Consider the following 25,739-nt stretch of genomic DNA (forward strand, 5'->3'; position numbering starts at 1 on the left):
CCGCCCGTAAACGTGCTCAGCGCTCTCGGGCGTGTAACGGAAAGAACAGCGGTTGACCGAATCGGTCGATCCCGAATTCGGCAATGATCCGTTGTGTTTGCGGAGACGTGAGGAACTCGGCAAACCGGCGAGCCGCTTGCTCGTGCACGCCCGGGTGCTTGCGGGCATCGACGACGATCACCGAGTACGGATTACGCAGTGATTCGTCGCCCTCGACGAGAATTGCCAGTTGCAGACCTTCGCGCTGCGCGAGAAACGTTCCCCGGTCGGACAGCGTGTACGCGCGTTTTTCCGAGGCGACACGCAACGTCTGCGCCATACCGGCGCCTACCTCGATGTACCAGTCGCCTTCGGGAGCGAGTCCGGCTTCCTGCCACAGGGAACGCTCTTTCATGTGCGTGCCCGATTCGTCTCCGCGGGAAACGAATCGGGATTGAGTTTCGGCGATGCGCCGAAGTGCCTCGGTGATCGGTTTCTCATGTTCGACGCCCGCCGGATTCGATGCCGGGCCCACCAAGACAAAATCGTTGTACATCACCGGGTAGCGCAGGCATCCGTGGCCTTCGTCCATGAATTGTTTTTCGGCTTGCGGTGCATGGGTAAGGAGGACGTCGGCATCCCCCCGTCGTCCCATTTCGATCGCCTGGCCGCTTCCGACGGCGATCATTTTAACCGTGATGCCCGTCTCCGATTCGAACCGAGGCAAGAGGATGTCCAGAAGCCCACTGTCGCGGGTGCTGGTGGTGGTCGCCAACGTCAGCGAGCAGTCCTGGGCGGCCCGGTCGCGGCAGCCGGTCAGCAAGGCGACGAAGCAAAACGCTGCGCAAACGAAATGGATGCGGCTCATCGGTCGATTCTTGATGTCACATGCGGCGGTCGGTCAGTAGATGATACGTCCGCGAAGGAAATCGGCGGCTCGCGGATCGGCAGGCGATTCGAAGAAGGTCGACGTGCGCGATTCTTCGATCAGTTCCCCGTTCCACAAAAGTGCGGTTCGGGTCGAGACACGGCGGGCCTGAAACAAATTGTGCGTTGCCCACACGATCGTGACGTTGTGACGTTTGCGATGCTCGGCAATCACGTGTTCCACCAGTTCGACGTGGTTCGGATCGAGATGGGCGGTCGGTTCGTCGAGCAACAAAACTTCGGTATTCAAAACCAAGGCGCGGGCTAGGGCAACCAATTGGGTTTGACCGCCCGACAACGTGTGGGCCGGTTTTGCCGCCGCCTCGATTCCCAGTCGGCGGAGGATCTCCATCGCCTTTGCGCGGCGGTCGGGAATGCCGCGCACGCGCAGCCCGTATTCGACGTTGTCCAGAACGGACCGCGACAAGAGAAGCGGATGTTGGGGAACCATCGCGATACGCCGTCGAACGTCCAACGGCATCCGCTGATGGACGGGGATTTCTCCGTCGAATCGAATCTCGCCGGCCGCGGGAGTGAGTAGGCCTGCCAGCATGCTCAACAACGTGCTCTTGCCGGCGCCGGTCGGACCCAGCAAGGCGAGAACGTCCCCTCGAGCGATCGTCAATCGCTTGATTCGCAGGTGAAACGATTCGCCCCGCGGGTGTTCGATACCGTTGAGTTGGAAATGGGCGGTACGATTCACCGGAGGCGTCCGTTTCCCTGAAGCCGAACGATCACCAAGTTCGCCGCCAATGCCAAACACAAAAGTACGGCTCCCAGTACCAACGCAAAATGAAAATTTCCTTTGCCGGTTTCCAGCACGATCGCCGTGGTCAATACCCGCGTGTGACCGCGAATGTTTCCTCCCACGATAAGCACGGCACCGACCTCCGAGATGCTTCGGCCGAACGCCGCTGCCACGGCCAAGACGATGCCGCGACGGGCTTCATGCAACACGGCCAGACGGCACTGGCGGTCGTCGGCCCCCAATGCCTTGAGCTGTTGCGCAAGCTCGACGGGTACGGCGGCGGTCGCCGACATGGTAATGCCCACCACAAACGGCAATGCCAAGATCGTTTGGGCGATAATCATTGCGGCCGGGGTGAACAAGAGTTCGAGACCGGCCAACGGTCCGCTGCGGGAAAACAGGATATACAACAGCAATCCCACAACGACCGGCGGCAGAGCCATACCGGTGTGGACGATTGCTGAAATCCACCGCATCCGCCGGTGCCGGATCATTCCCAGCCACACACCGACGGGAATCCCGAGGCACGCGCTGATCAGCACCGCCGTCCCGGAGACTTGAAGCGACAACAAGAGGATCGGCCAGGTTTCGTAGCAGGTGTGAAGCATGAGGCGATCGTCGGCGCTGAAATGGACCAGTGTGCGAAGTGCGCTTCGATCGACTCAGTATACGGACGCTGACCGACCCTCTGTAGGGGAGTCGAGAATCATGACCTGTCGGCGCGGACGTTCCCTGCGACTATTTCGCTTTGGCCTTTTTCTTTTTCTGCGTACGATTGTCGCCGGGGAGCGGGCCGGGACCGTGCTTCAGCAGCATGTCTTCCCACTCCGCGAGTTTCGCTTCCCATTCTTCCAGGCTGCGGGTGGGGTAGGTAGCCGGCCAGCCGCCGTGCCGAAATTCTTCCGTGACGCCTTCGTCGCCGACCATTTCACGCCATTCATCCAGCGCACGGCGGAGTCGCGCTTTCACGTCGGCGTAGGCGGGGTCGTCCGCTAGGTTCTTCGTTTCGTAGGGATCGTTTTGCAGGTCGTAGAGTTCTTCGACCGGCTTCGAGGGTTGCATGAAGCGGTCTTGGACGGGATCGAGTTCGCCTTTCAGGTGCATCACATTCAGCAATGCCAAGATCGGGTATTGCCGCTCTTTGTACTCGTTGTATTGGCAATAGGCCCGCTCGGGCATGAGGTTGAGGATGTACCGGTACCGGGCGTCGCGAACCGCGCGCATTGCGTCGTGGGTGTCGTCCATTTTGTCGCGGGCGGTGAAGATATATCGTCGCTTCGGCACGGTCGGGTCGAGCAGATCCCGTCCGTGCATCCAGTCGGGAACAGTGCCGGTAGCGGCGGCGACGACCGTAGCCGTGACGTCGATCGACAACACGAGATCGTCCCTCACGGTGCCCGGTTCGATGTGGCCCGGCCACCGCATGATCAGCGGCACGTGGGTGCCCTGTTCGTACAAGAATTGTTTGCCGCGCACCTGGCAGCGGCCGTTGTCGCCCATGAAGATGACGAGGGTATTGTCGGTCAAGCCTTCTCGGTCCAAGCGATCCAGGATTTCGCCGACCAGGGTGTCCATGTGCTGGATTTCTTCCAGGCCGTTGGCGATGTCGCGGCGCACCAGCGGCGTATCGGGGTAATACGGCGGTACCTCGACCTTCGCCGGATCGACCGGATTGTCGGGATAGTGGTGCCAGGCTCGATGCGTGTTCGCAAACGTCATCTGGACGAAGAAGGGACGATCACCGGCCTCGCTCCAATCGCCGCCGGGGAACAGCTCCTTCACATTGCATTGGAAATTCAAGTCGGTCTTCGTGCCGGGCATCAAGCCGGTGAAATAGCCCGCCTTCTGCAAAAGCAGCGGAAACGGAACGACCGGCGCCGGCAGCGGCTTCTTGTCGGCCGTGCGATGCTGGTGGCATCCGATGGCGTTTTGGTACATGCCGGTCATCATTGCGCTGCGGGCGGTCGAACATACCGGGGCCGTCGTGTGGGCGTTGTTGAAGCGAACACCCTGTGCCGCAAGGCGGTCGAGGTTGGGCGTCTTCACGTAATCGAGGCCGTAGCAACCCAAATCGGGGCCCATGTCTTCGGCGAAAATCCACACGATGTTCGGCGGCCGCTGCGGCGATTCGGCTGCCGAAACAACGGAGAACGCGAGAAAACAAGCCATAACCGGCGACATCGACAGAACACGCAACATGGTCATCTCCCCCGATTGGAAAGGCACCGATCCGCTCTGCGCGGCGATTTCGATGAACGACGTATCACCGACTTCTTCAATTGTGGTTTCGAACGTGATCGCACGCAAAAGAAGACGTCGGCGAATCGACGGCCGGTACGCAACACTCCTGTTGCCGCAACACATGTGTTGCTCGAAGGGACCGGATTGAGCCTGTCGTGGAGGCGGCTTCGGCACGGTTCTGGCAGAAATTGCCCGGCGTTGGTACCCTGAGCGGTGGGAGATCGAGCCGTGGACCGGCGTTGCATCGCCGAAGTGCGAGGTGTCGTCCGACATGCGGAAAGGGGAAGGATGTCGAAAAAGCTGTTGTACGAAAAGTTGACCGCCGAACTTCACGCCTTGCTGGGCGAGGAGACCGACGTCATCGCCAACTGTGCCAATACTGCGGCGCTGTTGGGAAGGATGCTGCCGGAGATCAACTGGGTCGGATTCTACTTTTTGCGACGCGACGTGCTGGTCGTGGGGCCGTTTTTCGGGAAGCCGGCCTGCACGCGGATCCCCGTCGGAAAAGGTGTGTGCGGCGCGGCCGTCGCGCAGCGGAAGAGCTTGGTCGTTCCCGACGTGCGTCTGTTTCCCGGGCATATTGCGTGCGATGCCGCCTCGCGCTCCGAGATCGTCGTGCCTTTGGTGCGCGAGGCAAAGATTTGGGGCGTTCTCGATGTCGACAGCCCGCGGGAAGAACGCTTCGATGAGGCCGACCGCTTCGGACTCGAGCAAATTGCCGAGGTCGTGTGTGCGCACTCGGTTTTACCCGACGGGCCGTGCATCGTGCCCGCCGGATGAGGCCCGACCGGGGCCGCCTCCCGCTCAAGGGGCTTCGATCGTCACCGTGCCGAGCGTGTAAAAGCCTTCCTCGTCGCGCGATGTCGCTTTCAACGGCAACGCCACGTCGCGTGCCGCCTCGGACGAGCGGAGTTTCCACTGCAACGCATATTTGCCGGGCGAAAGGTTGTCCGGAATCTCGAGCGAGTAGGTTTCGCGGTAGGGGCGATCTTCGGGACCGGGCAACCAGCGACGGTTTCCCGAGGCCATCCGCTGCGTATACGTGTTTGGGCCGCGTAATCGCCAGACCAGGTCGTACGCATGATAGGCTGGCGCGACGCCGCGATTTTGCCACCAGACTTGCAATGAACAGGTACGGCCCGCCGTCATGACATCCGGCGTTACCACCTTGTGGGGAAAGTACCAGTAGCCACACCGATTCAAGAGTTCGCCCGTCAATTCGGGGTGGTCGGCAAGCCAATCTCGCGCGTAGCCGTGGTAGCCGATATAGGTGGCGTGCATGATGTCGATCGCGCCGCGGAAGTAATCGGCCCCGGTGCGTCCGCCGCCGAATCGTGCAATCGACGAGCCGGGCCTTCCCTCCCAGTTGCCGTTCTTCTTGATCGATCCGTAGTGTTGCAGCTCGAGAACGGTCGGTGTGTGCCGCCAGGCGTCGGCGAAGAATTCCGGGCTGCGGACGGAGTATGTGTCGCTGTACGTGCGCACGTACCAGTCGACGAGGATGCTGTCGTCGCGATAGCCGATGCCAGCGTCGATGACGTACTTGTGCAGGCGTTCGCGGTCGTTCGGGTCGGCGACGCTGTAGACGAAGTCGTCCGAGACGATCAGTTGCGTGTGCCGAAAGTGCTTGCGGTACAAGTCGAGGTGTTTTGTGAGGACGTCATAGCCGTACTTGCGACCGCTGCCGCTGCTTGTGTGTCCTTCGCCCCAGTCACCGACGCTTCCGATATCGACGTAACGCAACCAAGGTTTGCCGTCGTAGTGTGCGGCCAAGGCTTCGAGGAAATGGTCGAGCTTTTCCAGGAATACCGGGTCGTCGAAAAAAGGCTCCCAAGGCAATTTGGGATCGGGTTCGCCGGGCGACGGTTCGACGACGATGTGTTCCGATCCTCGCCGCGCACAGAAGACGCCTTTCGCTCCTGCCTCACGAACCCAACGCGGGGTGGCGAACTGCTGTTCGATGCGATCCGTGCCCGTCTCTTTGCACGTGATGCGCAGGGCGACTCCCAACCCGTGCGCGGTCCATTTGTCGATCTGCTCGTCGAGGATTCGCCAGTTGTAGCGGCCTTCTTCCGGTTCGAGGTAGGCCCAAGCGAGTCGTAGATAGATATGGTCCATCCCGGGAAAGTCGAGAAGTTCTTCGTCTCGCTCGACCAGGTACTTGTTCACGTGGTTGTCGTAGAAGTGGTGGTACCAACCCTTGTGCGGATTCGCCAGCGGCAACGAGGCATCCCACAAGGGACGCAAGTCGATTTCGGCCGACACGAGTGTACCGGGCGGAACGAACCAGCCGACGGCAATCGTGAAAAACAAGGTGATTCGGGTAAGCATGGCGGGAGGGGTTCCAAGGAGGGTGAGAGGCAGATTCGGCAGGAAAAGCGCCAAACGCTCTTTCGACCGGATCGGGCGGGACGATTCGTCCAGTTTAATCGTCCGCCGAATCGGTTGCAAAGCGGGTGACGCGGGCGCGTTTCGGCTTCTGAGCGTGACAATCGGCGGCCGGCTTGCCACAATGATGCTCGCTGTCGCCGGATTGTGGCCGCATGTCGCGCGGCCGCATCGCATCGACACGTTCGCGAACCGGATGCAGGAGTGCGCCATGCCCAACGAAACGATGACTTCCCGACAGCGGCTCTTGGCCGCCTTGGAACATCGCGAGCCGGACCGCGTACCGATCGACCTGGGGGGCAATCAGACGGGTATCCATCGCCTTGCCTATGAGGCGTTGCTCGACTATTTGGGCATCCGCGACGACATTCGCATCATGGATGCCGTGCAGCAGCTTGCCGAGCCGTGCGAAACCTTGCTCGAACGGTTCCACGTCGATACGCGGTATATTGCCGCGGCGGCGGGCGAGGGTTATGACGGGACCATCGAGACCCGCGAAGAAGACGGACGCGTGTGGTACGACCTCACCGACGAATTCGGCGTTCGCTGGTCGATGCCCGCCGATTCGCCGCTGTACATGGACATCACGCTCCATCCGCTCGCTCAGGCGACGATCGCCGATCTAGCCGACTATCCGTGGCCCAAGGGGAACGATCCCGCACGGTTCGCCCATCTGCGACAAGAAGCCCTGCGTATCCGCAACGAAACGCCCTATGCCGTGGTGAGTCGGATTTCGGGCGTTGTCTACGAGATATGCTGGTACATGCGCGGGCTTGAACGTTGGTTTCTCGACATGATCGAGCAACCGGAGTTTTGTGAGGCCTTGCTCGATCGTACGCTCGCCTTTTGGCTCGATTGGTTCGACGGTTTCTTGAACGAGGTCGGCGACCTGGTCGATGTGATCATGATCGGGGACGACCTGGCCGGCCAGAAAGGTCCGTTGTTTCGGCCCGATTTCTATCGTCGCATCGTCAAGCCGCGGCAAAAGCAGCTCGTGCAGTTCATCCGATCACGCACCCGAGCGAAGATCTGGTATCACACCTGCGGTGCCTGCGCCGCGTACATTCCCGAGCTGCTCGACAACGGCATCGACATCCTCAATCCCGTCCAAATCAGTGCCGCGGGCATGGATCCCGAAGGCTTGAAGGCGCGGTTCGGCGATCGACTGGTGTTTTGGGGCGGCGCGATCGACAGTCAACACGTGCTGCCTTCGGCAACACCCGACGAAGTCCGCGAAGCCGTGCGGCGAAATCTCGAGGTATGGAAGCCGGGCGGCGGATACGTGTTCAACAATGTGCACAATATTCAGGCGGGCGTCCCGCCGGAGAACATCGTCGCCATGTACGATGCCGCCTACGATTTCGGCTTCTACGATCGCTAGCGTCTGGGCTGATACTTGCTCATGACAGGCTGTTGCAAATCCCTGCAACCTGCGGTCGCAAGGGCGACCTTGGCGCATTCCTACCGAATTGAGTTTTCCGCGGCGCCGGTCTCGCGCGACCCAAACTGGCGCGGCTCTTTTTTCGCTCCCCGACGATCCCCAAAACCGGCTTTTATGGAACGGGCTGTTCACGCAATCATGTCGGTCTCGACAATGTTGCCTGCCGGTAGGGCTCGACCGAAAGGGCCTCGAAATTCCGAAGTCCCTTGTTCTCAATCATTTACGGCAATTGCCAAAGAGAAAATTTTGAACCGGGGAAATTGGACGCCCAAGCGACCGCCTTCCGCCACCTAGTGAGACGATTCCAGGTCCGCGAGACAGTCTCGGCGGAATGACGCCCTCCCCTCGGCCGTCGGCGGCTCTGATTGCGATTCCCGAGCCGCCGACGTGAGCCGGCGGAGTGTCGGCGCAACCCAACGTTCTCCACCACGTTTTCCACCGGCTTACGCCGGTGGTTTTTTATGTAGTGAGCCCATCATCGTCGGGGGAGCAGTTTTGGTGTACTGAAGGAAACCAGGCAGGAGTGGGCCGGGTACGTGGCCGATGAATGGACGCGGGCCGGGCACCAGTTCATCGGCGTAATGATGCAACATGGCGCGGATCGTCGGAACGTCGTATTCCAGGTGAAACTGGAGGCCCAAGACGCGGTTGCCGTACAAAAATGCTTGGTGCGGACAGGCTTCGCTGCGGGCGAGCAGGCGGGCATCGGGCGGAAGCGTGAACATGTCGCCGTGCCAAGGAAAGGCCGTCACGGGAGAAGGGAGACCGGCCAGCGGCGTGTCTGCCGCGGCGATCGTCTCGACGGCGTATAGAGAAACCGAAGCGTACTCTGCGGCGGGCAAGCCGAAAAGGGAGCAACGCATTCGATTTCCCCGAGATCAACCGGCGCTTACTTGGTCGTCGGGATATGCCATAATTGGGATGATTCAAAGTCTCCGCCGGAACCTTTTGGGCGTTGAAGGGGTGGTGCGAAAGATCGCCCGTATGTCGTAGGGCAATCGTCGATTGAGAGCCGGGAAGGAGGTTCGTACCGTGCCCATCTACGAGTTCTACTGCAAAGATTGTCATACGATCTACAACTTCTTCGCACGCTCGATGAACACGAAGAAGCGGCCCAAGTGCCCGGTGTGTGGACGGCCTCGGCTGGAGCGTTGGGCGGCCTCCCGGTTTGCGATCGGTCGGGCGGCATCCGAGGCCGACGAGGCCGCCGAAGAGGACGGGCTGCCGCCGGGACTCGACGAAGACAAGCTCGAAGAAGCCATGCTCAAGCTCGCCGACGAAGTCGAGTCGATGGACGAAGAAGATCCCCGGCAAATGGCCGGTGTGATGCGAAAACTGGCCGAATCGACCGGGTTGGAGCTGGGGGATGCCCTCCAGGAAGCCGTGCATCGCCTCGAACAGGGTGAGGATCCCGACAAGATCGAAGAAGAAATGGGCGATTTGCTCGACGACGACAGCCAATTGTTCAAGCTGGCCACCAAGAAAGGGGTTCAAGGCGTCAAGGAAGCCCTGAAACACCTTCGTCCCCCGAAAGTCGACGAAACGCTCTACGACCTCTAATCCCCCTCACGCGAGTGGTTTTGTCGGCGGAGCGTTTGGAAACGGTTTCTTTTTTCGATCGTCGTTTGACTTTGTGACGCGGCGAAGAACAATGGACCGACATCGGAAGGCGCCCGCGCACGCCGTGGGCGAGTCCGATCGGTGTTGGTCGATTGTCGTTCTTATAGTAGGGGGATGAAACCGTGTTGCGACGTGTCACCTTTGTTTGGGCGGCGTTGTTGATCTGGGCGGTCCTTCCGCGGCTCGACGTATCCGGGCAACAGGTGCGACGGGAGCTGACGTTCCCCGATCTGCCCGGCTACGAGACGTTGGTGTGCGATTTTCACATGCATACCGTTTTCTCCGACGGTTCGGTGTGGCCGCCGGTGCGCGTCGATGAGGCATGGCGTACCGGTCTAGACGTCATTGCGATCACCGACCACATCGAGTATCAGCCGCATCGGGACGATGTGAAGACGAACTTCAATCGCTCCTACGAGTTGGCCGTCGGCGCGGCAAGGCAAAAGAACATTCTCATCACGCGGGCGGCAGAGATTACTCGCAGTACGCCCCCGGGCCATTTCAATGCGCTCTTTTTGAATGACATCGAGCCGTTGGCCGTGGAAGGGTTCCTGGACGCGATCGAGGCGGCAAACGCGCAAGGGGCTTTCGTCTTCTGGAACCATCAAGCCTGGAAGGGTGAAGAGGCCGGGGCGTGGCGGGAAGAACATCAGATCATGCTCGATAAGGGATGGCTGCACGGCATGGAGGTGTATAACGGCGAATCGTACTATCCCACGGCGCACCGTTGGTGCCTGGAAAAGAACCTGACGATGCTGGGGAATTCGGATATTCACGCCCCCGATCTGCGTACCCAGAATACCCCCTCGGATCATCGCACGGCGACGCTCGTGTTCGTCGAGGCCGGTAAACGTTCGATCGAGGGCGTGCACGAGGCACTCCGCGCGCGGCGAACGGTCGTATGGGGCGGTGAACGACTGGTCGGGCGTGAGGAATGGTTGCGTCCCTTGTTCGACGCTTCGGTGGTCGTCGATCCGCCTCATGTGCGGGACGGGAACGGCCGGGCTGTTTTCCAAGTGCACAATCATGCCCCGGTGGACGTTCAATTGACGCGGCGTTCCGGCGGCGGTCCCGCCGAGTTGAAGATTCCGGCTTGGGGAACCATTCTGGTCACCACCCGCGACGCCGAAACGCCGATGGCGTACACGGTGGCCAATTGGTGGGTAGCGCCCGACAAGGGATTGGACATCGAATGGCGCTGTCCTGCGAAGGAGGAGTGAGGACGGCGTGGCAGTCAGCGGCATCTTGATCGCCGGGCACGGCACCCGCGACGAAACGGGGCGCGAGCAGTTCTTCACCCTGGTAGATCGCATCACCGCGCGGGTAGACGTGCCGGTGCGCGCGGGTTTCCTCGAGTTGGCACAGCCCGACTTGAAGACGGCGATTGCCGAGTTGGTCGCTTGCGGCGTCGAGGAAATCCGCGTGCTGCCCGTGATGCTTTTCGCGGCAGGCCACGTGCTCGAAGACATTCCGGCGGCCGTGCGGTCGGCGCTGCGCGAAGTGCAGGCCGAGCACGTGTCGGTTCGCATCGGTCGAGCGTTGGAGACGCAGCCTGCGTTGATCGAGCTTTCCGTCCGCCGTTTTCGTGAGGCGTTGGCCGGCGGCGATCGTGTGCCGACTTTCGGAAGTGCTCGAGGGGATTCCGGTTCGTGGCGAGCCGAGGAGACGGCACTGGTTTTCGTCGGCCGCGGAAACCGGAATCTCGATGCCCAGCGGCGATTCACGGAATTCGCCGAGCGGCATTGCGCGATTTCGCAGCCGCGTCGTTTGATACCCTGCTACCTGGCAATGGCGTCGCCCCGACTGGAAGATGTGATCGACGGCGTCTTGTCGCAAGCGAGCCGGATCGTGATTCAGCCGCATCTCTTGTTCGAAGGAGCGCTCGCGCGGCGGCTGAGCACGATCGCGGCCGAGGCCGTTCGGCGGTGCGGCGGCCGGATGGTAGCGTGTCGCGTAGCACCGGTGTTGGGGCCGGACGAACTCACGGCCGAGGCCATGCTCGGGGGAAACTGCTGCCTGTTTTGAGGGCTCCTTGCGAGGGGTATGATGCCGCCGCGGTCGATCTTGTTCGGATACCCCCGGCGGAGTAGGATGTACATGGAACCTGCCTGACCCGTCTTCGGGCATCCACTTGCTCCAAGTTGACTTGTTCCACGTAGCTACCCCGCTTGCCGTTTTTGGCGGACTTGTCGGGGTTTGGGGCACCGGTCGGGTTCCGCACGCGGTGCGACTTGCGTCGATCACGCCGCTTTCCTGCCTTGCATGATTTCGGTTCTTGTACTGTTTCCAAGTGAAGGGGAAGGGAATGAATCGTTCGATGGCCCCATCCGGACGGCTTCGGATCTTGTTGTTGCTAGGGCTGTTCGTGATTTCCAGTGTCACGATTCCCGCGTGTGCCGATCCGGTCGGGCCGAGCGCCCGGGATCGCCAGATCGCCCGGACCGTGGCGTTTCTGTTGCCGCGACGGCACCTCAGCCGGCACGAGCTCGACAAAGAGATGTCGCGGCGAGCCTTCGGCCTGTTCTTGAAGTCGCTCGACCCGATGAAGCTGTATTTCACGCAGGCCGACGTCGATCGGTTTGCCCAGAAGAGGGACGAGCTTGGTGAACTGGCGAAGCAGGGGGATATTTCGCTCGCTTACGACATCTTCAGCACCTACCTCAAGCGAATCGACGAACGCGTCGACCTGGCGCTCGAGTTGCTCCATCAAAAGCATGATTTCACGATCGACGAGGAGATGATCCGCGATCCCGATCTGACGGAATACGCGAAAAGCGATGCCGAGATTCGTGATCGTTGGCGAAAGCGGATCAAGTTCGACATCTTGCGATTGAAGGCCGACAAAGAGGCCCTGGAAGGGAAAGATGCCATCGAAAAGCTCGAGCGGCGCTATACCAGCTATCGTACGCGGATGCACCAGACCGATGCCGACGAGCTGTTGGAGATGTATTTGACGGCCATCTGCGAGGCGTACGATCCGCACACCAGTTACATGTCGCCCGAGACGCTCGAGAACTTCGAGATCACCATGCGGCTGGAACTGGAAGGTATCGGGGCGTCGCTGCAATCGGAAGACGGCTACACGGTCGTGCGGAACATCATTCCCGGCGGTGCCGCCGATAAGGACGGACGCCTGAAAGAAGGCGACAAGATCGTCGGGGTCGGCCAAGGGTCCGACGGCGAAATCGAAGACGTCGTCAACATGAAACTGTCGGATGTCGTTGCCAAGATTCGCGGAAAGCGAGGGACGATCGTTCGCTTGGAGGTCATTCCGGCCGACGGCGGGCCGAAGAAGATCATCGACATCACCCGCGAGAAGATCGAGCTGAGCGACAGCGATGCCGACGGGGAGGTCTTCGAGGTAGGTACGAAAAACGACGGCACGCCGTACAAGATCGGCGTGATCGATTTGCCCAGCTTCTATCTCGACATGGCCGGTGCCCGCATGGGCGTGCCCGATTATCGCAGCACGACGCGCGACGTCAAACGGATCTTGGAAGACTTCAAGGCCGACGGCGTCGACGTCGTGGTGGTTGATCTTCGCCGCAACGGGGGCGGCTCGCTGCAAGAGGCGATCAGCGTGACGGGGCTGTTCATCGATCGCGGGCCGGTCGTCCAAGTCAAGGATTCCGACGGGCACGTCATGGTCTACGAGGATCAGGATCCCGAGGTCGTTTGGGACGGCCCGATGATCACCGTCATCAGCAAGTTCAGCGCCAGTGCGAGTGAAATCTTCGCGGGGGCGATCCAAGACTACCGGCGAGGTTTGATCGTCGGCGACGAAACGACCCACGGCAAGGGGACCGTGCAAAGCCTGATGGATTTGGGACAAGAGCTGTTCCGGATTCCGAACGCACCGAAGATGGGAGCGCTGAAGGTCACGATCCAGCAGTTCTATCGGCCGGACGGCGACAGCACGCAGAATCGCGGCGTGCTGGCCGATATCCAGTTGCCGTCGCTGTCGTCGCACTTGGAAAACATCTCCGAGGCCGACCTCGACTACGCGCTTTCGTTCGACCGCGTCGATCCGGCACCGTATCGACCGCTGGGCGATGTCGACCAGGCGATGATCGAATACTTGAAAAAACGATCGGCTGAACGCGTTCAGGCGTCGAGCGACTTCCAGCGGGTGATGCGCGAGATCAAGACGTATCTTGTCCAACGGGCAAAGAAGACTATCACCCTCAACGAGGAGAAATTCCTCGCCCAAATGAAGGAACTGAACGCCGACGAGAAGGAAGAGGAGCAGCTTGAAGAGGTGGCCGGTCAAGGCAACGACGGAATCGAACGCGATTACTACCTCGACGAGGTGCTCGCCATCGCCGTCGACATGTTGAACTACCGCTTGCTGGCCCAGGCGCGGTAGCACCCCGTCGATTTGATGACAAGCTCTCTACCCGGAAGCCGCCTTGCCCATCGCAAGCGGCTTCCGGCTTTTTCTTGCGAGACCGTTATAGGGTGTTCGCCCTATTAACAGGTGGAAGTGCGGGAAACGACGATCCCGATGATTCCCGGCGGACGGTAACGCAGCAAACGGCGGGTGAATTGACCGTCTTCCCCGTCCCGAATGCCGGGAACGAAAGGTTCTCGGTACCGCGTCCCGACTCACGTGCCGTCGTTTTGGACGGTGGGACGTCGGCTTCTCGCGTCGCGTGTCTGAGGTGGTCCGGGGGGCCGGATGCCGAAACCAAGCACCAATTTACTCGGCAGGCGGAACGTACAACGCCCGCAGTTCGAATGGATCGAGCCGAAGCGGTACATTGTCGGCCGCCGCGGCGATCTCTCGGCCCGATGCCGCATCGAGCACCTGCCCGGCCGCGGGAAGCGTTATCGCCGTTTCTTGCGGACGATACGTCGTGTTCACGACTGCGTAGTACGTGCCGTGCTTCGGTGTTGCGATTTCGCGGACGACGATTCCCGCCGGGGCGCCGGTGTCGTGCAAGGGGCGGCTCGGTAACGCGGGCAAAGCCAGAAAAGCCGCATTGAAACGCCGCACGTACTGCGGAAAGCCGCGATTGTAGTTCGAGCCGGTCAGGTAAGCCAGGTAGGTCGGATCGCCGTTCGCCACGGCCATGGCTTCGGGCATCATGCAGTAGGGGCCCGCGTATTCGATGTCGGCGACGACATAATCGAGTTTGGATTTTCCTTCGGCGTCGAACATCATGTCCTCATTCAGCGGATAATGGCGGACGACCGCCAAGCCGGACGGTCCGCGGAAGGTTTCGAACGTCTTCGGTGATGCCGACATGTAATACCGTCCGATACAGTGTGTCATCAGCACGCCGGGGGTGTCGCGGTACCGTTGGGGATCGGGCGGAGGATTCGCGTGACCGACTTCCCAACCGCCCCAGTCGAGCGGCGGGGAGAGCAAGGCGTCGAGGTACAGGTCTTCGCGGACGACGCGCTCGATGGAAACCGGCACGATCTCCTTGCCCAGGTTGACCGCGGGATCCGCCGACAGCTTCGTCCATGTGGTTACGTCGTCGACGACGATCCGTTTTTCCCAAGTCGGGAACGATGCGCCGGATTCGGCGAGCAAGCTCGTGAACAGGACGATGGGGGCGTCGCACACGCCTTTTTCGGCCAGGTAATCGCGCATGGCGGCCAGAAATTCCCGCCGCTTGCCGTACCACCAGTCGTAATAGCGGGCAAGAAGTTGCGGATCGTTTCGGAGATCTTCTCGACTCACTTGTTTTCCGTCGTTCGCCTCGGCAGCGAAGCGGGCGCGGGTGGCATCGCCGAACCCGATCGGTAACTGCGCGCGCGAACGCAACCAGATCCCTGCGAACGGGGCCTTGTCGGCGAACCGTACGATCGTCGCATCGAGCATCTTTTGGAAGTCGGCGTACGTGTCGGGATCGGTGATGTCGGCGTTGGCACTTTCCACCCACGAGACGTGCGTGAAAGCGTCGTCGCGGGTAAGCGGCTTCGCGCGGCGTTGGTTGCCGAGTCCGTGCTTGCCTTTGCTGCCGGAATATTCGTAGTACGGCACGATCTCGAAGCCTTCACCGCCCATCAAGCCGACGATGCGCTCCCACAGGTCTTTGTGCCGGTAGTTGAAGTAGACCCAATCGTTTCCGCCGTAGGGTGTCGAATCCCAATGCTGGCAGGCTCCGAACTCCAGCAAGTCCTTCGTGTATGTGTTGATGCCCAGGAACTTCATGCGGAATGCCTTATGGCGATACCAATCCAGCGGATCGCGAAGTCCGCGCCGTGTTTCGTCGTCCGACTGGATCACGCCGTCGGCCATTTCTTCACGCCACGAGATGTGCCGATGAGGCAGCTCGGGCGGCGGTAATCGCAACGGACAGGCGAGCTTCTGCGGATCAGGCACTTCAAACAACCGAATGCGGGCGACGGCCGCCCCGGCCGAGGTCGGATCGTTCGGGGCCGAAAAATGCCCGATTACCAGCGTGAAGCCGTCCTCGGGGATCAGCGGACGCGGTCCTTCTCCGCGCGGAAACCCCAACGCCGGGAATCGATCGTGCAATTGAAAGACCATCGTCCATTGCTTGTACTGTCCCGAAAGCGGGAAGTTCAGCGATTCGCTGTTGTTGTTCACATAACGGGGATGCAACGCGTCGCCGGTCGTGTTGCCGGTGTGAAAACCGGTCGAGGTTTCGCATCCGCCGTTCAAGACCAGCCAAGAACGCGGTTTGTCTTCGGGGTATTCGAGGACCACGACGTATGTCGCTCCCGGCTTCAAGAGTTTCATTTCGCCCAATCGCACGGCGAAATAAGACGACTCGTCGGAAACCGGTTTCAATACGCGACAGCGTCTGCCGAGAATCGTTTCGACGTGCGACGCACCGTTCGGACTTTCTTGGAACCGATGGCCCGGATCATCGGCCGCCAGGTCGACTTCGTCGACCAGCGGTAACGCGCCGAACGGTTCGCCGAGGTCGATCAAGGGGCGATGTTTCGCTTCTTCGGCGGCCCGTTGCAAGGCGGCGCGACGCTCGGCCTCGGCCTTTTTCTGTGCAAGCAGGCGGCGGTAGCCTTCGTCGGTGTATTCGTAGAGCGCGATCTCGGCGAACTGACTACCCGGATCCAATCGGACGATCCGCAAAGCCGAGGCCTCGACGTCCATCGGGATCTCTTTCCACTGGTGGAACCGATCGGTCTCGATCGTGGCGACCTCGCGCCACGTTCCCGGTTCGCCCGCCTCGATCCGGACCGTTCCCTTGCCGAAGGTGTCGTACAGCCACAGCGACGCCAACCGGTGGGTTTCCCCCAGTCGGATCTGCGCTGCGTACGGGAAGTTCTTCCAATATTGCGAGGGAATGTTCCAGGCCGATTCCGGCGAGGACGAAGGCGGATCGCCGAGGTTTTCCTGCTCGTCGACCATTCCTTGCGGGGTTCCCACCGAGGCCTCGTTGACGATCATTTCCGGCCGCAACGGCACACGTCGCACGAGGACGGCCTCTTCGGCGCGTGCCGTATCGAGAGAAAAGACGAAACAACAAACCGCGGCGGCAAACGGTACGATGTTTCGATGGAGGTGAAAACGAGGTTGACCAATCACGGCGCGCACGATGTGTCTCCTCTGCTCCGGACGTTTCGGCGGATCGGCCCGAACGGGGCGGCGAAATGAACGGCAGCACCCCGTTTCCTCGAGTAGTGTCGATCGACGAGGAAGTTCCCGCGGTTCCCGAGCAGCACGCGGCGTGTTGCCCAGGGTGTGCGGCAATTCCCGCTTCCTGTCGGTCCACCCGTTCAGAGTATAATCGGAAAATATCCGCCGTGCGCCGTTGGGCGAAGAACCGATGTTCAACATGCCGCGCCGGTGCGCGAATTCGTGAGACGGAGAGTTTCTTGTTCGGCTGGTTGTCCCCCGAAGAATGGTCGGCGCTGCGACTGAGTGTGATCGTGGCGTTTTGTGCTGCAACGGCGACGGCACCGCTTGCCGTGGCCGTCGGATTGTGGCTTGCGCGCACGAAATCACGCGGACGCTGGCTGGTCGAGACGTTTGTCGATCTGCCGCTGGTGTTGCCGCCGGTGGTAACCGGCTATCTGCTGCTGTTGCTGTTGGCACCGAAAGGTCCGGTGGGATCGCTATTGGCCGAGGTGTTCGGAATTCGGTTGGTATTCACGTTGCCTGCGGCCGTCGTGGCGGCGGCGACGGTCGGATTTCCGTTGTGGGTTCGCGCGGCGCGGTTGGCGTTCGCCGCGGTCGACCGACGCTTAGAGGCGGCGGCGCGAAGTTGCGGGGCCGGGCCTTGGAAGACCTTTCGGACGGTGACGCTCCCCCTGGCTCGCAAGGGGCTGTTGGCCGGTTGGAGCCTGGCCTTCGCCCGCGGGCTCGGGGAATTCGGCGCCACGATCATGGTGGCGGGCAACATTCCGGGGAAGACGCAGACGATTCCGCTGGCCATCTTCAGTTTCAGTAATCGCGTCGACGGCATGACGCAGGTATGGCGCTTGGTCGTGCTTTCGATCGTCATTGCCGTCGTCGCGTTGGTCGTCAGCGGTCGGATGGAAAGACGCAAAGGGGATTAGCGTGCGTTTGGAGTTTGCCGCGCAACACGTCTTTCCGACCGGCTTCCGCTTGGATGCCGAGTTCGAGACCGCGCTGCGCGAGCACCGCGTAACCGTCTTGTTCGGGCCGTCGGGGAGCGGTAAGTCGACGATCCTGAGCATCATTGCGGGACTGTTGCGCCCGCAACAGGGGCGGGTACGCATCGGTGATCGCGTCTTGGGCGATACGCGCGCAAACATCTGGCTTCCGCCGGAGAAACGACGGTTGGGCGTCGTTTTTCAAGATCATCGTTTGTTTCCGCATTTGACCGTCGCCGGCAACTTGCGCTACGGGATGGATCGAAAGCGGAGCGATGCCGCCCGATTCGACGAGGTCGTCGCGGTCTTGGAAATCGGCCCATTGTTGGAGCGTCGGCCCAGCGAACTTTCCGGGGGCGAGTGTCAACGCGTGGCGATCGGAAGGGCCCTGCTGTGCGCACCGCAGTTGCTGCTGTTCGACGAACCGCTTTCGGCGGTCGATCGGCCGTTGCGACGTCGAATCATGCAGTATTTGGTGCGCGTGATCGAACGGTTTGCGATTCCCACTTTGTACGTGACGCACTCGCAGGCCGAGGCCCGGCGACTGGGCGATTGGATGGTGCTGATCGACAAAGGGCGTATCCTCCGCGCGGGAAGGCCCGATGAAGTTCTCGTCGATCAGGATACCACCGGATGGCCGAACGCGTCGGGACCGATCAACGTGGTGCGATTGGACGGTTGGGAGGTCGTGGGAAACGTTGCCAAAGGTCGAATCGGGGAAAACACGGTCAGCCTGCCGTTGCCCGAAGCCGACGTCGCGCAGCCCGCGTTCGTCCAATTCAGTCCCAGCGAGGTCGTGTTGGCCGCCAGTGATCTGCCGGGCGTCAGCGCGCGGAATCATCTCAAAGGCACGGTCTGCCGCATCGTCACGACACCGGAAGCCGTTTTTTTGGCAATCGACGTGGGCCAGCTCGTCTGGGCCGAGATCACTCACGAAGCACTGCGAGAGCTCGAACTATCGGCCGGAAGCGAGGTCCATTGCTTGATCAAGACGCACGCCTTCGCTTGGGTGTAGCATTTTGCCTCGTGATTGTCGCCTTTTGCCTTCATGGCATGTGGCCGCTGGTGTCTTTCGGCAACATGGTTCGGCGATCGGAGGGCGAAAGCTGGACGCAGAAGCGGTGTCTTGCCCTTTAGAGGGGCGATTTCCGGCTTTGGTATGCCGTTCGCATGGGATTACCCCTTGAGAAGCCGACCGCAGCGGTCCGGCAAGCCGAACCTTGCAACACCAGAGGACGAAGGAGGCAAGGCATGCGACGCTGGGGAATTCGCATTTTGGATCCGGTCGGGGAATCGCACCACCTGGAATGGCTGGTCCTTTCCTGCAAGGATTGTCCCGACGAGGCCACCGAGCGAGAGGTCATTCGCCGCTATTTTCGGCCTCCGCACGAAGCCTGGGCTCCGGAGATGGCCTTCGTGGCGCCTGTCGAGGTGCGTCGCACCCGCAAACACGTTCTCTTCCTTCAGCGGGTCGGTCTGCGGGTCTAGTCTCCCAAAGGGCGAAGTCGATCGGATGCCCGGAAGGAATCCTTTATTTGCTCCCTCTGGATAGGGGGTAATGGGCCGGGGGAGCAGAAGCAGGAAAATATCTCGAGTCGCAAGGGCTTGGTAAGCGGCGAAAGATGGTATACTTGCGAAGTACCTGCGTGTCGTCCGATTTGGTGAGGTGAACCACCATGGGCCGGTTGTTAGTGAGCATCGGGAATCAGACTGCGTTCAGCGCCTCGTCGCCGAGCGAACCGTTCCATTTCGCGGTCGAGAACCGTTTCGATGCCTTCGAATGGTTCAACGACAAACGATACGGTTGGGGCTGGGCGCAGGAAGACGTACCGTTCGAAGATCGCTTGTCGCTGCGCGAAACCGGCGAACAGCGTCGGATTCGATTCAGCGTGCATGCCCGGTGCCAAGCCAACGTGTGCGAGCCGGTCGATCGGGACGAAATCCTACGCAGCATCGAATTTGCCCGGGACATCGGCGCCATGCTGGTGAACATCTATTATCACGGCGATCGCGGCGTAGCGGGGTTTGCCGAGGCGCTGCGTCCCGTGCTCGAACGGGCGGCGGAATGCGGCATCTTCGTGAGCGTCGAAAACACCGTGTTCAGCGGTCCGAATGCCTTCAACCGGCTGTTTGAATTGTTGCAAGGCTTGTCCGACATTCCGCAAGGTGTGGCGGGCATGTGTTTCGACATGGGACACGCCAACTTGTGCGCCGCTACCCGCAACAACTACGTCGGGTTCCTCGAACAGCTCGAAGACCATGTCCCCATCATTCACGTCCATGCCCATGAGAACTGGGGCGACGGCGACAGCCATCTGCCGCTGTTCACCGGCCCGGCTGGGGAAGACGACACCGGCTTGCGCCGGATGCTTTTGTTGTTGAAGGCGAGGAATTACGAAGGCTCGATCATCTTCGAGCAGTGGCCGTCGCCGCCCGAATTGCTCGTGAACGCACGACGACGGTTGCTGGACCTCATCCGCCAGCTCTGATCGGCAGGCCCTTGATATCGCGCATGGCTCTGCTCGCTTCGGGGCCTTCTCGCGATGCCCTGGGTGCGCGCTTCACGGGATTTGGCTCTCGTGAGGGGATCTCGTCTCGCGCGGACCGGAAGAATGGGTGTTTTGGGTAAACTTTTCGGGCCGTAGCGGTTCTTGTGACGCTTTCGGGCTACCCGTGCCGATACAGCCGACATCATGTGAAAATCCGGCTAATCTCCTAGAAGCGGTGAGATCGGCAGTTACCCGAAACGCTCGATAGATCGAGGGGTGCCATGAAGGCGTACATTTCGCTAAGCGGGGTTTTGCTTACGGGATTGATGGCGGCAGCCGCTTGGGGGCAGTGGGGACCGGCGGTCTATCAGGCACCCCAGGCGCCTTATTACGGAATGCCGGTAGGGTATTTGCAAGAGGGCGAGCCGCAACCGTTGACGCCCTCGGTCGATCCGGCGACCTCGCTGCCCGATGAAACGGTCGGCACGACGACCGACGCTTGTCTGCCGGCTTGCGAGTCGGCGTGTCCTGCCGTGTGGCAGGCGTGGGGCGAATACCTTTACTTGCGTCCTCGGGATGCCGAGGTACCGTGGGGCGTGGCCATCGACGGTCGGATCACCGACGGTTCCGTGCCGATTCAGGTCAGTCCGGTGGCGACGGCCGACATCCAGTATCAATCCGGTTTTCGGGTCGGCTTCGGGCGTGCGATCGACAACTGCGCGAGTATCGGCGTCAGCTACACCTATTTCTCAAGCCATGAAGACGACTCCATCCGCACCGCCAGCCCGTATGTGATTCGGTCGCTGGTCTCGCATCCGTCGTCGCAGAGTGCCGCCACCGATTACCTGTCGGGTTGGGCCAGCAACGACGTCGATTTCGAGACGATCGATCTCGATTACCGCTGCCTGCTGCGGTCGACTTGCGATTCGTCGATCAACTGGTTGATCGGCGTCCGCTATGCCGAACTCGAGCAGGACTTCTTGGCCAGCTTCTACAACGGCGGTCAGGAAGATGTCTCGTCGACGGTCAACTTCAGCGGGGCGGGGCTGCGGGTCGGCCTGGAAGGTGAACGACACTCGCTTCGCACGGGGCTGTTGGTGTACGGTCGCAGTGCCGCCAGCTTCGTCGCCGGTGATACCCGGGCGTATTATCACCAAGGGCAAACCTACGATACGACCGTCGTCGACACGGCGTGGAAGGCCGGTCGGATCGTGTCCATCCTCGATTTGGAACTGGGCATCGGTTGGACGAGCAAGAACAATTGCGTGTTGCTTTCGACCGGTTATGCCGTCAGCGCGTGGTTCAACGCCGTCGACAATGCCGAGTTCATCCACGGCGTGCAAACGAACAATTTCGTCGGTCTGGGTGATGCCGTTACCTTCGACGGCTTGGTGGCCCGAGCCGAGATTCGCTTCTGACCAAGCCCCGATGATTCTCGCAGGCGGCGGCAAAGCCGGCCGCCGGCCTGAAACGGACAAACGGGAATCGAAGACGGAGACTGCTGCGTCGGCGGCGGTCTCCGTTTCTGTTTTCAAACCTGAAAAGCCCCGACGCCGATCAGGTGACCAGAATCTCTTCGGTGGGAGCGTCTTCGGGCGTTTTGTCTTCCGGCTTATTTGCCAAGACTTCGTGGATTTCGACGATCTCGGCCCAACGATCCAGGAACGCCTTGGCGATTGCCGGGTCGAAGTGCTTGCCCGCTTCGGTTTCGATGAGCTTCTTGGCCTTGTCCAAGTCCCAGGCAGGTTTATAGATGCGGTAGCTGGTCAGGGCGTCGAAGACGTCGGCCACGGCAACAATCCGGGCGGGCAGTGGGATGTCTTCCCCCGACAGACCGTCGGGATAGCCCCGGCCGTCCCATTTCTCATGGTGGGAACGCGCGATGTCGGCCGCCATTTGCAGGAAGGTTCCCATTTGATTGCGGCTCATCGTTTCGGTCAACGCCCGGTGACCGATGACCGTGTGTGTCTTCATGACCTCGAATTCTTCCTTGGTCAGTCGGCCCGGTTTGAGCAGGATCGAGTCGGGGATACCCACCTTGCCGATGTCGTGCAGCGGCGACGAACGATAAAGGTTCTCGATGAACCGTTCGTCGATTTGCTCGACGTAGGGACCGCGACGCATCAATTCATCGGCGACGATACGCGAATAATGGCGAATGCGTTCGAGGTGGTCGCCCGTCTCCGGATCGCGAGAGTCGGCCAATTGGGCCAGCGAGAAGATCAACAGGTCGCGGGTGGCGATGATTTCGGCCGTGCGGGCCTGCACGAGCTGTTCGAGATGTTCGTTGAACGTGCGAATCTGTGCGTTGGCTTTCCAAAGCTTTTCGACGGCTTCGCGCAATCGCAACTGAACGGCCAGCTTGGCGAGCAGTTCGTCGTGGTCGAAAGGTTTGACGATGTAATCGTCGGCCCCGGCTTCGTAACCTTGCAGGCGTTCTTCGGTGCTGCCTTTGCCGCTGACCAAGATGACTTGCGTAAACGGTCCCAGGGGGCCTGCCTTGATGCGACGACAGGTTTCGTAACCGTCGATGCCGGGCATCATGATGTCCAGCAACACGATGTCCGGTGCAAACGACGGCAACTGACGCAGGGCGTCTTCTCCCGATTCGGCCGTCGCCAGCTCGAATTCGTCTTCCAGCAATTCGACCAGGATATCGACGTTGACGGGACTATCGTCGACGATCAAGATGCGTCGTTTTTCCATGGGTCCGTGTGCCCTCTTGTGCGGACCGTCCCGCGACCGCCCGCTCGTGTCGGGTTCGACGGTCTATCGGCATTGCTTACGCTGGTTTTCCGGAATGTTCCGATGACGCTCTCGGGGGGACGATTCATGCTTTCTACCCGCCGTGGTTGCATTGCTCGTTGAATCATTGGTAGTTGCAAACTGAATCGAAATGCTGCCCCTGACCGTACGTTGGCCTGTTGTGATTGGCTTTGTCGGCAAAGACAACTGTCAATCGAAAGCAGGGCATTATTACCGTAGCTTGAGGAAAAAACCCATTGCGTGTGTTTTCGGGGGATGTGTGCCGTCGATGTTCGGCGAGGCGTGCTCGATTCGGTACAATCGGTACATTGCCGAATACCCGAATGCACGATGACATACCGTTGGGGGGAGTATGGTTTCCGACGAAACGCTCCTACGTCTGGCCGATTTCGATACACCCACCATCTGCAATGTGATCGAGTTGTTCGACGTGCGACCGCGGGACGGCGGCTTTCTCGATCACCGGATTCGGGCGTTGTTTCCCGGTCTGCGGCCGATGGTCGGTTTTGCGGCGACGGCTTCGTTTCGAAGTGCGGGCGAACCGCCGCCGGGAGGCGGTTACGCCGACTTGGTCGAACAAGTCGAGCGATTCGAGACACTGCCCGGTCCGCCGGTGGTTGTGTTTCAGGATCTCGACGATCCGCCCGTCGGCGCGACCTTCGGCGAGATCATGTGCTCGGTGTACCAAGCGCATCGCGCGGTAGGGCTGATCACCAGCGGTGGGGGCCGCGATCTGGAACAGGTGGCGAGACTCGAATTTCCCGTGTTCGCCGGTAGCGTCATATGCTCCCACGGTTATTGCCGTATCCTGCACTTGGGAGAGCCCGTTCACGTGGGCGGGGTGACGATTCGTGAGGGCGACCTGCTCCACGGCGACGCGAACGGTGTGACGACGATTCCGCCGGAGATCGCTTCGGAAGTGGCGGAGGTTGCCGCAGAGTTCGTCGCCGCCGAGCGTATCTTGATCGACTATGCGCAGGGCCCCTCACCCAAGAGCATCGCCGGGTTGCGGGCGGCACATCGTGACTTTCAAGACGCCGTCGAGCGGCTGCGGCGAACGATTCGGTCGCGGCGTTCGGCTTGAAGCCCCGCTTGACCGGCGGACGAGCGCGCCCCGGCCGGAGTGCCGGTATTGCTTATTGCTGCTGAGAATCAAGAGCCTCGAAGGCGGCGAACCGGCGCAGGTGAGGTGTCGCCACCCAGTCGGTGATCTGCAAGCGGAGCGACGACACGCTTCGCGGTTCGAAACGAAGGATTCGCTTGTGGCCGATCGATTCGCCGCGCGCGAGTTCTCTCGGGGTTCCGTCCGAACCGAACGAATGCACCACGAATCCTCGGATACGCTCGCCTTGGGCGATCTCTTCTTGAATGATGATGTGATCGATCGTCCGGCTTTCGTCGAAGCTGAGAACAAATTCGTGGCCGCTGCCGTTTGTTTCGGCGGTTGCGGGACGATCGAAGCGCCGCCGGATTTCCCGCCCGAATTCGGCAAGACGTTTCGCATCGGCCTCGGGCACGAGTCCTTCCGGCGACACGACGGCCCCGATGACGAAGTTGCAGTTGCGCCCGACCGATTGGTAGTACATCGTCAACAGCCGGTCGAGCGGTTCGATGCCGCGTTCGTGGTCGGGGGCCCAAAACCAGTCGTGGATGCCGTCGTATCCGCGAAGCGGCACGTCGACCATGCCGGGGGACCACACCGCGCCGTCGGGGGTGCCGGAGGCCAGTAGCGGACGCCATGCGTCGGCATTGTGTGAGATTTCGCGGCCTCCGGGCATCGTCGCCCAACACGGATCAGCGGCATAGCCTTTTTCGTTGCCGATCCACCGGTGATCGGAGCGGTCCTTGTTGTGATAGAAGATCGAGTCGGGTTGATTGCGTTCGAAGATGGGAAGGACATCGGGGCCGCCCTCGGCGGGCGTCTTGACGCCGGCATCGAACCAGATTTGGCAGAGCGGTCCGTAGCGAGAAGTCAACTCGTCGGTCATCGCCTCGGCGATTCGATTGAAACGCGCCTGCTCGGCCGTCCCTTTGCCCTTTCCCCAGTCGACGTAGTGTCCCCAGACTGTGTGATAGGCGTTGCGGTGCGTGCTCAAATAGATGCCGGGGGCAAGGCCCGCTTTGCGGCACGAGCGGACGAAATCGGCGACCACGTCGCCTTTACCGTTTCGCCACGCCGCCTGCTTGACGCCGTAGGGATACAGGTCGCTTTGCCACTGCATGAAACCGTTGAAGTGCGTGGCGGTGAATACGGCGTATCGGGCACCGGCCGCCTTGGCAACTTCGGCCCATTGATCGGTGTCCAGCTTCACGGGGTTGTAGAGCTGCGGATCGAAGGTTTGTTTCGTGGCGTTGTTCGGCGCCGCGGCGCGGGCGGCGATCGGCATGTCGAAATGGAAGATGACGCCGACTTCGTAATCTTGCCACCGCAACTGGGCGGGCGTGGGAAGCGGCAATTTTGTTGCCGCACTTGCGGTTGTCGCCGCGCTCGTGACGGTCGCCATACCGTGAAGTCCGATCGGCGCGGCAGCGGCGGCCGAGATCGCTTTCAGAAAACGCCTGCGAGTACTGCGTCGATGCATCC

General features: G+C 60.9%; 21 protein-coding genes. 12 read left to right on the forward strand and 9 right to left on the reverse strand.

The window, feature by feature from the left end; all coding sequences use genetic code 11:
• Positions 1-16 precede the first annotated feature (16 nt).
• The 4 genes from ACYQ2I_RS04605 to ACYQ2I_RS04620 all read right to left on the reverse strand — a co-directional run bounded on the left by ACYQ2I_RS04605 (position 17) and on the right by ACYQ2I_RS04620 (position 3,853).
• Positions 17-847 carry an ABC transporter substrate-binding protein gene (locus ACYQ2I_RS04605; protein ID WP_460165821.1) on the reverse strand — a complete coding sequence of 277 codons (831 nt, stop codon included), beginning with the start codon at positions 845-847 and terminating at the stop codon, positions 17-19.
• Between the two features lie 33 nt (positions 848-880).
• The gene (locus ACYQ2I_RS04610) at positions 881-1,609 is read right to left on the reverse strand and encodes a phosphate ABC transporter ATP-binding protein (RefSeq protein ID WP_460165822.1); all 729 of its coding nucleotides are present in this window, start codon (positions 1,607-1,609) and stop codon (positions 881-883) included.
• Positions 1,606-2,262, reverse strand: a complete 657-nt coding sequence (locus ACYQ2I_RS04615; protein ID WP_460165823.1) for an ABC transporter permease — start codon at positions 2,260-2,262, stop codon at positions 1,606-1,608. Before ACYQ2I_RS04615 ends, ACYQ2I_RS04610 begins: the two co-directional genes overlap by 4 nt.
• A 130-nt stretch (positions 2,263-2,392) precedes the next feature.
• Complete coding sequence (locus tag ACYQ2I_RS04620) at positions 2,393-3,853, reverse strand: sulfatase family protein (RefSeq protein ID WP_460165824.1); 1,461 nt, start codon at positions 3,851-3,853, stop codon at positions 2,393-2,395.
• Positions 3,854-4,183: 330 nt separating this feature from the next.
• Here ACYQ2I_RS04620 and ACYQ2I_RS04625 point away from each other — a divergent pair, with 330 nt between their 5' ends.
• Positions 4,184-4,675, forward strand: a complete 492-nt coding sequence (locus tag ACYQ2I_RS04625) for a GAF domain-containing protein (protein ID WP_460165825.1) — start codon at positions 4,184-4,186, stop codon at positions 4,673-4,675.
• A gap of 24 nt (positions 4,676-4,699) precedes the next feature.
• Here ACYQ2I_RS04625 and ACYQ2I_RS04630 read toward each other — a convergent pair whose 3' ends face one another.
• The gene (locus ACYQ2I_RS04630) at positions 4,700-6,226 is read right to left on the reverse strand and encodes a DUF4832 domain-containing protein (RefSeq protein WP_460165826.1); all 1,527 of its coding nucleotides are present in this window, start codon (positions 6,224-6,226) and stop codon (positions 4,700-4,702) included.
• 268 nt (positions 6,227-6,494) lie between these two features.
• On the opposite strand from ACYQ2I_RS04630, the gene ACYQ2I_RS04635 reads away from it, so the two are divergent.
• Positions 6,495-7,664, forward strand: a complete 1,170-nt coding sequence (locus tag ACYQ2I_RS04635; RefSeq protein WP_460165827.1) for a uroporphyrinogen decarboxylase family protein — start codon at positions 6,495-6,497, stop codon at positions 7,662-7,664.
• A gap of 503 nt (positions 7,665-8,167) precedes the next feature.
• On the opposite strand, the gene ACYQ2I_RS04640 is transcribed toward ACYQ2I_RS04635, so the two are convergent.
• Complete coding sequence (locus ACYQ2I_RS04640) at positions 8,168-8,587, reverse strand: type 1 glutamine amidotransferase (protein ID WP_460165828.1); 420 nt, start codon at positions 8,585-8,587, stop codon at positions 8,168-8,170.
• A gap of 169 nt (positions 8,588-8,756) precedes the next feature.
• Between ACYQ2I_RS04640 and ACYQ2I_RS04645 the strand changes: the two genes are divergently transcribed.
• From ACYQ2I_RS04645 to ACYQ2I_RS04660, 4 genes are all read left to right on the forward strand, one after another.
• Positions 8,757-9,284, forward strand: a complete 528-nt coding sequence (locus tag ACYQ2I_RS04645) for an FmdB family zinc ribbon protein (RefSeq protein WP_460165829.1) — start codon at positions 8,757-8,759, stop codon at positions 9,282-9,284.
• Positions 9,285-9,466: 182 nt separating this feature from the next.
• Positions 9,467-10,564 carry a hypothetical protein gene (locus tag ACYQ2I_RS04650; protein WP_460165830.1) on the forward strand — a complete coding sequence of 366 codons (1,098 nt, stop codon included), beginning with the start codon at positions 9,467-9,469 and terminating at the stop codon, positions 10,562-10,564.
• 7 nt (positions 10,565-10,571) lie between these two features.
• Positions 10,572-11,369, forward strand: a complete 798-nt coding sequence (locus ACYQ2I_RS04655; protein ID WP_460165831.1) for a sirohydrochlorin chelatase — start codon at positions 10,572-10,574, stop codon at positions 11,367-11,369.
• Positions 11,370-11,649: 280 nt separating this feature from the next.
• Complete coding sequence (locus tag ACYQ2I_RS04660; protein ID WP_460165832.1) at positions 11,650-13,710, forward strand: carboxy terminal-processing peptidase; 2,061 nt, start codon at positions 11,650-11,652, stop codon at positions 13,708-13,710.
• 333 nt (positions 13,711-14,043) lie between these two features.
• Here the strand turns inward: ACYQ2I_RS04660 and ACYQ2I_RS04665 are convergent, their stop codons facing one another.
• Complete coding sequence (locus ACYQ2I_RS04665) at positions 14,044-16,878, reverse strand: hypothetical protein (RefSeq protein WP_460165833.1); 2,835 nt, start codon at positions 16,876-16,878, stop codon at positions 14,044-14,046.
• Between the two features lie 281 nt (positions 16,879-17,159).
• Here ACYQ2I_RS04665 and modB point away from each other — a divergent pair, with 281 nt between their 5' ends.
• The 5 genes from modB (at position 17,160) to ACYQ2I_RS04690 (ending at position 21,807) form a co-directional block, all read left to right on the forward strand.
• Entirely contained in the window at positions 17,160-17,843 is a 684-nt protein-coding gene (gene modB, locus ACYQ2I_RS04670; protein ID WP_460165834.1) for a molybdate ABC transporter permease subunit, read from the forward strand.
• Position 17,844: 1 nt separating this feature from the next.
• Positions 17,845-18,915 carry a molybdenum ABC transporter ATP-binding protein gene (modC, locus tag ACYQ2I_RS04675; RefSeq protein ID WP_460165835.1) on the forward strand — a complete coding sequence of 357 codons (1,071 nt, stop codon included), beginning with the start codon at positions 17,845-17,847 and terminating at the stop codon, positions 18,913-18,915.
• Between the two features lie 236 nt (positions 18,916-19,151).
• Positions 19,152-19,388, forward strand: coding sequence for a hypothetical protein (locus ACYQ2I_RS04680; RefSeq protein ID WP_460165836.1), 237 nt, complete (start codon positions 19,152-19,154; stop codon positions 19,386-19,388).
• Positions 19,389-19,576: 188 nt separating this feature from the next.
• On the forward strand, positions 19,577-20,389 hold the full coding sequence (locus tag ACYQ2I_RS04685; RefSeq protein WP_460165837.1) for a sugar phosphate isomerase/epimerase family protein: 813 nt from the start codon (positions 19,577-19,579) through the stop codon (positions 20,387-20,389).
• A 281-nt stretch (positions 20,390-20,670) separates the two neighbouring features.
• Positions 20,671-21,807: an Lpg1974 family pore-forming outer membrane protein gene (locus tag ACYQ2I_RS04690; protein ID WP_460165838.1), complete on the forward strand. Its 1,137-nt coding sequence runs from the start codon at positions 20,671-20,673 to the stop codon at positions 21,805-21,807.
• A gap of 139 nt (positions 21,808-21,946) precedes the next feature.
• Here the strand turns inward: ACYQ2I_RS04690 and ACYQ2I_RS04695 are convergent, their stop codons facing one another.
• Positions 21,947-23,095, reverse strand: coding sequence for an HD domain-containing phosphohydrolase (locus tag ACYQ2I_RS04695; protein ID WP_460165839.1), 1,149 nt, complete (start codon positions 23,093-23,095; stop codon positions 21,947-21,949).
• Positions 23,096-23,507: 412 nt separating this feature from the next.
• Here ACYQ2I_RS04695 and ACYQ2I_RS04700 point away from each other — a divergent pair, with 412 nt between their 5' ends.
• Entirely contained in the window at positions 23,508-24,239 is a 732-nt protein-coding gene (locus ACYQ2I_RS04700; protein WP_460165840.1) for an RraA family protein, read from the forward strand.
• Between the two features lie 52 nt (positions 24,240-24,291).
• Here the strand turns inward: ACYQ2I_RS04700 and ACYQ2I_RS04705 are convergent, their stop codons facing one another.
• The gene (locus ACYQ2I_RS04705) at positions 24,292-25,737 is read right to left on the reverse strand and encodes an alpha-L-fucosidase (RefSeq protein WP_460165841.1); all 1,446 of its coding nucleotides are present in this window, start codon (positions 25,735-25,737) and stop codon (positions 24,292-24,294) included.
• Positions 25,738-25,739: the final 2 nt, after the last annotated feature.

It is taken from the genome of Thermostilla marina (genome assembly GCF_054657455.1).